Origin of the sequence: Intestinibacter sp. (assembly GCF_051866655.1) — a bacterium.
Taxonomy (GTDB): domain Bacteria; phylum Bacillota; class Clostridia; order Peptostreptococcales; family Peptostreptococcaceae; genus Intestinibacter.
The window spans coordinates 1-3,197 of the sequence record NZ_JBJDXL010000372.1 but is presented as its reverse complement, the minus strand read 5'-3'; the positions used below and the strand labels follow the sequence as shown (position 1 = coordinate 3,197).

4 protein-coding genes are annotated in these 3,197 nt (G+C 27.6%); all 4 read right to left on the bottom strand.

From position 1 onward, the window contains the following. The coding region (locus ACI3VO_RS11020) for a hypothetical protein (protein ID WP_439757964.1) at window positions 1-965 on the bottom strand (965 nt) is incomplete at its 3' end. 148 nt (window positions 966-1,113) lie between these two features. Beyond that, on the bottom strand, window positions 1,114-1,893 hold the full coding sequence (locus tag ACI3VO_RS11015) for an AAA family ATPase (protein ID WP_439757963.1): 780 nt from the start codon (window positions 1,891-1,893) through the stop codon (window positions 1,114-1,116). Window positions 1,894-1,897: 4 nt separating this feature from the next. Continuing rightward, window positions 1,898-2,212 carry a DUF1064 domain-containing protein gene (locus ACI3VO_RS11010; protein WP_439757965.1) on the bottom strand — a complete coding sequence of 105 codons (315 nt, stop codon included), beginning with the start codon at window positions 2,210-2,212 and terminating at the stop codon, window positions 1,898-1,900. Between the two features lie 13 nt (window positions 2,213-2,225). Then, the coding region (locus ACI3VO_RS11005; protein ID WP_439757962.1) for a toprim domain-containing protein at window positions 2,226-3,197 on the bottom strand (972 nt) is incomplete at its 5' end.

The following is a 3,197-nucleotide window of genomic DNA, read 5'->3' as shown; positions in this document are numbered from 1 at the left end:
AGTTCTTCAGTTCCGTCAGACTCATAATACAATCTACTATGATCCCAATTACCTGAACTGATATGATATGATAATTCTGTTAATGCTTCTGAAATAAGGTTCTTACGATCTTCTAGTTCATTTTCATTATACATATTAAATACTCTTACTTCATTATTTCTATTAGTCTGTATTGCTATAATATAAGCTTCAAGATTATAATCAGAAATATCTATTCCTTGATCTATAAACATATACCAAGTAATAGCAAGTAAGTAGAAAGCAATCTGTCTATAGTAATCATACTCTTCAACAGAATGCTTAAAATTCCATACATCTGATGTAGTCTTTAAATCAATTAAAGTAATCTTTCTATTAGCGTGATCGAATATACATCTATCTAATAGAGATTTACATTTAACATCTTTAAACTCCCAGTTTATATGAAATTCATTGTGAGATTCAACTCCTTCTTTATCTGATAGTAATTCATTAGCTTTCTTATGCTCTTCTATATTATGTTTAATATTCTTAAGCATATTTAAATCAGCTCCTGATATTACTTGTTTGTTTTCTTTTTCTTGTTGTAGTGCTTCTATATAGGAAGCATACTTTTTAGTTAGCTCTAAAGCTTCTTTTAAGACGATTTTAGAGCTTTTGTTATTACTATAAGCACTTCTGTATGCTTGTAGTAATTTATCGTCTTCTGTAAGCTCTAATGAGCTTACATACGCTTCACAGAAATCCTTTTGTTGTTTTACTCTAGGTATTTCATAATCAAGCATAGTATAATCATTCCAGAATTGTTCTGGTTGTAATAGGTACTCGTGAATCATAGTACCTCTTTCTAATTGAGGAAGCTTTAAACCTTCCTCTTTTCCATCTAGCATATCTTTTAAGTATCTAGGACCTTTCTTTAAGAACCATCCTATAGTACTATTAGATATTCTAGTATTATCTTCGTAGTATGGTATTTTAATCTCCATAGTCAAATAATTCATTCATACTATTAGTTTCAATATCGTCTGTATTTATATTAGTTTCCCAAGGAATTAAATCCTCTACTAAATTATACTTATCTAACAGCATATATATTTATTGTTAACTTAATAATTAATAAAGTTATAAATAACATTACTCTTTCTTAGTTAAATTCATTATATCAAATATCTGATCTAAAGTAAATAGATCTTTAAATATAATATATTCATCTAAGAAAGCATTAACATTATCAAAAGATATTATTTCCATATTATTAATAATATAATCTTTAACAATATCTTTATCTTCTATACCTTTATCGTTTATTAGCATATCTACGAATACAAGGTTATCATTCATTTCGTACTTACGCCAATAACGTATACGTGATGAACGATCAAATAAGTTATCATTTATTGCATCAGTATTATTGCAAGTCATAATAACTAATTTCTTAGCAGTATGTTGTATACCATCTAAGAAAGTTAAAATACCATCTGTAGGCCAATAATAATCATTCTTTTCAAATTCATCTAGTATTATGCATACTGGAGTATTTATATTCTTAAAGAACTGTTCTATTCGTTTTAAACGATAGTATCGGTCTACAATAATAATAGGAAGATTACTTTCAATAGCTAAACGTTTTGCTAATATAGATTTACCGCTACCTTTTAAACCAGATAGTAATACACCTGTAGTAAGACCTGCTTTATCTGAATTAAAATAAGTAATACAACGTTTAATAAGATTATTATCTTCTTCAAACTTATATAACTTATTTGGCATATTTAGATTACCATTCTCTTTTAGATAAGTATAATCGTTAGAATCATCCCACTTTAGATCATATACTTTTCCAGGTATAAGTTCATAATCCATACCTGCAGGCTTAACTATGATTTTCTCTCCTATTCGTACAAATTCGTTCATAAAATTAATTTTTAAGTTCTGAAATTAATTTATCTACCTCTTTCTGAGTATGTACTATATAGAATTTATAATTAGTATTCTTTAAATAGTACTTAAATAATTTCTCTCTTAGAGGCCAGGCTTCATTAGGAAATCCTTTACATTCTATTATAAAGTTATCTCCTACAAAATCAGGTAAATAAGTTATAGCTCGTATCTTACTACCTTGAAAAGTAAAAGCTGGAAGTAGTTCATATCTATGTTGTTCATATTCACTATAGATATTAGCTTCTTTCAGCTTTTTATACGTATATGTTTCAAGTTTAGATCTAAACTTTATTCCATCGTACTCATTAGGCGTAGCATTTTTTACTTTGCCTTTTTTTCTCTTTATCTATCTCATTATAAATGTATTCTTTAACTATATCGAACCCATTTACTTTGATAGCATCAGAAATATCTTTAGCAGAGAACCTTTTAGGCATTATAATGCAATTTAAGCCTGTTTTAAGGCTTATTTTGCGAATATTTTTTATTCCAGCTACATCTCTATCAAAACAAATTAAAATTGTCTTAAAACGCTTTAAAATGTTGTTTAGAGCTTTGTCTGAAATCCAAGAACTTTCTGAACTAGGAGATATTGCTGGTATTCCCATTTCATATAGACACATAACGTCTTTTAAGCTCTTAGTTATAATAATAGTTTCTCCGCTTTTAGGTAATTGCTTAAAACCTTGTATATCGTTTTCAGTTAAATTATTTCTCCATTTAGTATATTTATCTGCTAATGGTCTGTATATTTTAAAGTGATTGTATACTTTGTAAGCATACATTGGATTATCATTTTTATATATACCTTTTACTACACCATTACTTAGATAATATTTAATACTACTTACATTAAATTTCTTTAATGTACTTAGAGAAATATGGAACTGAGACCAGTAATCGGTGTCAATTTTAGTAAAGTCTTGTCGTACTACACCGATTACTGTCTCTTTTGACGGTATATATTGCTTAGAGCTACCTAACTGCGTATTATTAGTAATATTAAGCTTATTAACTATATTATTTAGTATATCTGAATAATTAGTTAAACCAGTATATAGTGATACAAATTTAACTATATTACCGCAATCACCTGTACCATGATCTTTAAACATTAACTGTTTAGTAGTCCTACTGTAATAACATCCAAATGATGGATTCTTATCTTTACGGAATGGACTATTGTATATCATGCCTACTTTAAAATTACCAATATACGCTCGATATATATCATATTCGCTTACTCTAGATAATATATATTCTAGAGTAATAGGTTC